Source organism: Microcystis sp. M_QC_C_20170808_M9Col, from assembly GCF_007095495.1.
Lineage (GTDB): Bacteria > Cyanobacteriota > Cyanobacteriia > Cyanobacteriales > Microcystaceae > Microcystis > Microcystis aeruginosa.
The window spans coordinates 1-5,151 of record NZ_SFBZ01000312.1; the positions used below are offsets into that span (position 1 = coordinate 1).

The following is a 5,151-nucleotide window of genomic DNA, read 5'->3' on the forward strand; positions in this document are numbered from 1 at the left end:
AGGGGTCTCAAGCTCCCCCTAACGGCCACCGAGAAAACCTTCACCAGCTAAGTATTTTTACTCAAGTCTCTGGAGGGGGACAGCTTATGTGACAGTTGAGGGTGCGGAATGTGGGTTATCAGATAATGCCAGAACTTAATTTAATGTATCCTGAATCAGCAATTAATCTGCTCCAAATTCTCAAGGCAATGGGTCAGCTAATTTTAGAGATATAAATTAGGACTCAAGCAAGCTATAATCTCTTAGGTTTTGACTGTCTATATAGGGAATTAAAAGCGTCTTGAATAATCACCACTATCTAAAACTCCTGAGTCGAAAATAAACTTAATTAAGTTGTCGATTTAACGAGAATGAATTAGTTGATGCTTGCTCAACATCTAACCAAGACTCGATTACAGAATTAACCACAGCAGCTACGCAGGAAATCGCTACACTATTACCCGTTAATTTTCGCATAGTTTGATAACTGCCGACAATTTGATAATCATCGGGAAAACCTTGTAAACGTAGCATTTCTCTTTCTGTTAAGCGTCTTTTCCCATCCACTAACAAATAATTATAGGATGCTCCTGCTCGCAAGGCACAGGAATAGGGATAAGCACTGACATTACCTCCTTTATTTTCGTGCCAGATAGTCGGTTCACCATAAGGTTTTTTTCCCTCTCTTTTCAGCAGGCGACTTTTTTGAATTTTTTCGGAAGCATAATAAAAATCCGAGACATTTTCCTCTAAGATTTCTGTTAAACTTGTTCTAGATAAAGCTGGTTTTGGCCAGATAAAACGCCGCGCTTCTCGGAAACCAACGATAAAAATTCGTTCCCGTTTTTGCGGTAAACCAAAATTAAGCGCATTCAAAACCCGATAATCGGTATAGTAATCTAAATCTTGCAGAGTATCGAGAATAACTTGCAAGGTTTTTCCCTGTTGATGTCCCTGCAATTGCTTGACATTTTCCAGAATAAATGCTGCGGGTTGTTTGGCTTTTAAAATACGAGCAATCTCAAAAAATAGCGTGCCTCTGGTGTCTTCAAACCCCTTTAAATCACCACAAATACTAAAGGGTTGACAGGGAAATCCCGCCATTAAAATATCGTGATTGGGAATATCTAGGGCAGCAATTTCGGTAATATCTCCCCGGGGTTGGTCGCCAAAATTAGCGTGATAAATTGACCGAGCATCTTTATCTATATCACAGGAAAAAACACAATCAGATTCTAAGTTTTTTTGGCGACAAACTTGTTCAATCGCCACTCGAAACCCTCCCAAACCACAAAAGAGGTCAACAAAACGAATTTTTTTACTATCTTTCAGGAGATTCATTGATAGTTGAGATTGTAGCGATAGGGATATTCTCTTTGATTTTAACTTATTATACTTTCACCAAAGAGCGGACGGTAAATATTTCATTGGCCTGTAGGGGTTTAATCGCCGAAATTGGCACAGTAACTACTGAAATTGACTCACCGAGAGCGTTAAAAACCTCTAAAATTGCTTCCATTTCGCCATTGCTAGGATGGGGGATTAAATCCACTAAGAATAACAGAATTATATAATTTGAAATTCATCCTGTTTAAGATTTTGAATTGATTCAATCTTGGAAACTTCTACAGCGATAACTGTATAGGCTTTTCCCTGATTATTTAACACTTCTAAAACATAGCCATCCTCGTGGCCTTCGGGTCGAGGACAATAATCCACGATAATCGCGTGAGTGCCACGAGACAAATTAGATTCTGGCAAATCTTCGGTTAATTGAACTTCGGAAAACATATCAAATTTCATAGTCTAACTCTTTTAATCTGGTAATAAAGTCACAAATCTTGTTTCTTTCGTAAGTGAGTCGATAATCCAATAAGTAGAGACTCGTAAGTTTATCCCGTTCACCCCTTGTAAAAGTCCTTTAATTTCATAAATATCACCGAACTTTGTTGGTTTATTTAAGGTGGCCTCGTTGAGAAGAATACGTCTTAAATCTTGTTCCAATACCTGCCAGTTGTCTAAATTATATCCTGCTTGTGCCAGAAAGCCTGATTTATCATCTTTGGGTTGTAAAACTAGCAAATACCGGGTTAATTTAGCTGGTGGGATTGTCGCATTGGGATTTAAATAAGGCATTTATATTGTAATTTAGCCAATTTCTTTATAGACTTCTATAAAATAGATTTTACAGTATATGCGGGCAGTATTGCCAGGCTTTTTCTTTGTCTAGGATTTGATCATTTTCAACTTCTTCGATGAGTTTTCCTAGTCCGTAATCCTCCAGGATTTCTTCGATTTTTTCAAATTCAGCAATGGGAATCTGAACAGCAATCGGCTTTTGATCTTTGTCTAATACATAGTTTTTGGTAATTTCTAGCATTTGGTTTTCCCTCCGATACAATTCTTAAAAATTGGCTGTAACCTTTATATGTTACATTTTACAAGTCTCGACGCGAGAGAAGAGACATCGTTTTTCGCCAAATACAAATAAGGGAGGTGTCCTAGGGGTGAAAAAAGGTCAAAAGTAACATCCCTGTAGTATATCCAGTTATTATTCACTCGCCAGCCTACTCTATCTCCGAAAGCGTTCCAGATTTTCTCATCATACTCCCGCGTCCCACCGAGTTTGCGGTAGATTTTCGCCTGTACGGAAAAACCAAAGCGACCGCCACTATATTTAACCCATAATTGGTCAATGGTTCGCAAATCCTCGCAGGGAAAATAATCGATATCCTCTTCCCGTAGCCATCCTTCTGACCTTCCATTGGCTACCTGTAGCATCACTGTTGCGGTTTCCTGGTCCGCTTGCTTCCATTGCTGTTGTTCCAGCAAATCCCCTAGCTTCCTGTAATCGCCTCTTAGTTTGATTTCTGGCGGTGGTGAGGGTTTCGGGGGTTCTGTTATCGTTTTACAAATCTCGACGCGAGAGAAGAGAACTGCCACATACTTATCATCTCCTGCGAACAAATCCCACGAACGACCCCACGACACATACCCTGCAATAAATTCACCCTTAGGCGTCGCCAAAACCATCGGATATACGGGGAGGTGTCCCGGTGGTGCTTTTAGGTCAAAAGTAACATCTGTGTAGTATATCCAGCTATTATTCACTCGCCAGCCTACTCTATCTCCGAAAGCGTCCCAAACTCTTTCATTATACTCCCGCGTCCCACCGAGTTCGCGGTAGATTTTCGCCTGCACGGAAAAACCAAAGCGACCGCCACTATATTTAACCCATAATTGGTCAATGGTTCGCAAATCCTCGCAGGGAAAATTATCGATATCCTCTACCCGTAGCCATCCCTCTTTTGTTCGATTGGCTACCTGTAGCATCACTCTCGCAGTTTCTTTGTCCGCTTGCTTCCATTGCTGCCGTTTTAATAAATCTTCTAAGTTTCGATAATCGATTCCTTTGGCGCTTTTTAGTTCGATTTCTGGCGGTGGTGCGGGTTTCGGGGTTTCTGTTATCGTTTTCGCCGACTCGCGATTTATCGGTTCCGTTTTAGGGGAAGGTGGGACGGGTTGTTGTGCTAATTTTCGATTAATTCTGTCGTAATCTTGCCAGTATTTAGGTCTGGTTGTATCCAAAGCCAGAACTCGTCTCATCAACTGTCGCGCTTCCTCTAGCTTTCCCTCCACTTCCAACTCTAAAGCTTCCACTCGCAATAACTCTATATCGGGAGTCTTTGCCTGTTTCGGTAACAGAATCAGATGATTTTTATAATGCGGTTCGACAATAGAATGGGTTCTTCGTTACTTGGTATGGTTCGATAGGGTGGCATAAATCGACTAAATCTTTATCTGGCAAGAGATTTAATTGATTAGTGCGCTCCAGATCGCAAACAATTGACAAAAATCGCAGTAATGTCTGTTTCTATAAGGGTTTCATCCCTTATAACCCCGTCCATTGCATAAGACAAACCGAAGAACCATAGAATGGAGGGTTTGCGGGGGTTTGTTGTGTTGTCGGTTGATTTCTGGAATCCTTTCGCGGAGACGATTACAGAGTCTTTCTACCGTAGCGCAGTTATTTTCTCCTTGGATTCGTAAAGCCTCTAGAAGTGAATAGGTAAAGGAACCCTGTTGTAGTTCGGGAATTTCGTAGGATTCCTCCGTCGGACTACAGGAAGCGATGGTTATCACTCCCTGTTGCTTTTGCCAGCCTACGGATTTATTTCTAAAATCGTTCTCGTTGCGACAGGCATCGAGAAAGAGAATGATATTATCCGCGCCACATCTCCGTAAACGTTGGGTAACGTAATTGAGGGAAATGGTCGTCTGTTCGATTAAGGTCGGGTGTCCCTCGCTGGGAACGAGGTAATCCTGTCCCTGATGGCGTAATCCGTGGCCACTGAAGAAAAACCAGAAATTATCGCCGGTTTCCAAGCGTTGCGACTCGAAAAAGTCGTGCAGGAAAGCCATTAGGTTTGTGTACGTCGGTTTCGTCTCCTGTTGGGAACCATTCGGCGCGGTTATTGGGTCAGACTCATCGGTAAACAGGAAAACTTCCTCAAAATTAATTTCGTCACGACAATAACGCGCCATCTCTACCGCGTCCTGCTTGGCACATTTGAGCGGTTTCAAGCGTTTGTATTGATTTATCCCGATAAATAATCCCCAGTTCGCCATTAGTCTGCGGTCGGTGTGTTTTTCTCGTCTCGCTTGAATTTTAGGGTTAATCCGCCTTTAGTGCCGGTCTTAATCCCCGTCCCTAATAATTTTACTTCACCTTCTCCGGTAATCTCTACGCAAAGCTCTACTTCATCGAGTTTAAAACCGGTTTGTTGGTTGACCTGTTTCTGTGCTTGATTGAAGACTTTGCCGATAAGCTGGAGAAAATGGGATAGTTCTGTCTCTAGCTTCTCTATGCTCACTTTTACGCCACGAGTCGCAGCTTCGGTGATAGTTTTCCCCTCGTACCAGGGATTGTCATAGGTGTCGTTTCCTTTCGCATCCGCATCTTTATCGGGGGTGACGGGGGTATCTTCTGCGGTGATAATCCAAATGGTTTCTTCTGGCATAGCGCTCTCGTTTTTCGGCAATGGTTCTCCTTTATCCCACATTCCGCACCCTAAGTGTCACAACGTCTCGAAAGAGGAAGGAGCGTGAGTCAAAATACTTATCTAGAGGAGTGAGTTGGCGGCAAGCTGCCGGCAACTAAGCCGAAAATTT

8 protein-coding genes and 2 pseudogenes are annotated in these 5,151 nt (G+C 42.2%); 1 reads left to right on the forward strand and 9 read right to left on the reverse strand.

Annotated features, from left to right (window positions below; all coding sequences use genetic code 11):
- Positions 1 to 107 precede the first annotated feature (107 nt).
- Positions 108 to 215, forward strand: a pseudogene (locus EWV68_RS21995) (restriction endonuclease subunit R); the annotation flags it as partial.
- Between the two features lie 109 nt (positions 216 to 324).
- Here EWV68_RS21995 and EWV68_RS19985 read toward each other — a convergent pair.
- The 9 genes and pseudogenes from EWV68_RS19985 to EWV68_RS20020 form a co-directional block, all read right to left on the reverse strand.
- Entirely contained in the window at positions 325 to 1,320 is a 996-nt protein-coding gene (locus EWV68_RS19985) for a DNA cytosine methyltransferase (RefSeq protein ID WP_287170825.1), read from the reverse strand.
- A 49-nt stretch (positions 1,321 to 1,369) separates the two neighbouring features.
- Entirely contained in the window at positions 1,370 to 1,531 is a 162-nt protein-coding gene (locus EWV68_RS19990; RefSeq protein ID WP_287170826.1) for a hypothetical protein, read from the reverse strand.
- A gap of 14 nt (positions 1,532 to 1,545) precedes the next feature.
- On the reverse strand, positions 1,546 to 1,782 hold the full coding sequence (locus EWV68_RS19995; RefSeq protein WP_159297828.1) for a DUF4926 domain-containing protein: 237 nt from the start codon (positions 1,780 to 1,782) through the stop codon (positions 1,546 to 1,548).
- A gap of 12 nt (positions 1,783 to 1,794) precedes the next feature.
- Positions 1,795 to 2,115: a DUF6883 domain-containing protein gene (locus tag EWV68_RS20000; protein ID WP_002734685.1), complete on the reverse strand. Its 321-nt coding sequence runs from the start codon at positions 2,113 to 2,115 to the stop codon at positions 1,795 to 1,797.
- 49 nt (positions 2,116 to 2,164) lie between these two features.
- Entirely contained in the window at positions 2,165 to 2,359 is a 195-nt protein-coding gene (locus EWV68_RS20005; protein ID WP_002792166.1) for a RelB antitoxin-like protein, read from the reverse strand.
- A 44-nt stretch (positions 2,360 to 2,403) separates the two neighbouring features.
- Complete coding sequence (locus EWV68_RS22175; RefSeq protein WP_441338846.1) at positions 2,404 to 3,012, reverse strand: GUN4 domain-containing protein; 609 nt, start codon at positions 3,010 to 3,012, stop codon at positions 2,404 to 2,406.
- 6 nt (positions 3,013 to 3,018) lie between these two features.
- Positions 3,019 to 3,723, reverse strand: a pseudogene (locus tag EWV68_RS22180) (GUN4 domain-containing protein); the annotation flags it as partial.
- A 141-nt stretch (positions 3,724 to 3,864) separates the two neighbouring features.
- The gene (locus EWV68_RS20015) at positions 3,865 to 4,608 is read right to left on the reverse strand and encodes a caspase family protein (RefSeq protein WP_287170828.1); all 744 of its coding nucleotides are present in this window, start codon (positions 4,606 to 4,608) and stop codon (positions 3,865 to 3,867) included.
- Positions 4,608 to 5,000, reverse strand: a complete 393-nt coding sequence (locus EWV68_RS20020) for a Pepco domain-containing protein (RefSeq protein WP_287170829.1) — start codon at positions 4,998 to 5,000, stop codon at positions 4,608 to 4,610. Before EWV68_RS20020 ends, EWV68_RS20015 begins: the two co-directional genes overlap by 1 nt.
- Positions 5,001 to 5,151 lie beyond the last annotated feature (151 nt).

What these genes read in the sequence shown, in the direction of transcription:
- EWV68_RS19985 (WP_287170825.1), bottom strand. Translation starts at nt 1,320, where the DNA reads ATGAATCTCCTGAAAGATAGTAAAAAAATTCGTTTTGTTGACCTCTTT.
- EWV68_RS19995 (WP_159297828.1), bottom strand. Translation starts at nt 1,782, where the DNA reads ATGAAATTTGATATGTTTTCCGAAGTTCAATTAACCGAAGATTTGCCA.
- EWV68_RS20000 (WP_002734685.1), bottom strand. Translation starts at nt 2,115, where the DNA reads ATGCCTTATTTAAATCCCAATGCGACAATCCCACCAGCTAAATTAACC.
- EWV68_RS20005 (WP_002792166.1), bottom strand. Translation starts at nt 2,359, where the DNA reads ATGCTAGAAATTACCAAAAACTATGTATTAGACAAAGATCAAAAGCCG.
- EWV68_RS22175 (WP_441338846.1), bottom strand. Translation starts at nt 3,012, where the DNA reads ATGGTTTTGGCGACGCCTAAGGGTGAATTTATTGCAGGGTATGTGTCG.
- EWV68_RS20015 (WP_287170828.1), bottom strand. Translation starts at nt 4,608, where the DNA reads ATGGCGAACTGGGGATTATTTATCGGGATAAATCAATACAAACGCTTG.
- EWV68_RS20020 (WP_287170829.1), bottom strand. Translation starts at nt 5,000, where the DNA reads ATGCCAGAAGAAACCATTTGGATTATCACCGCAGAAGATACCCCCGTC.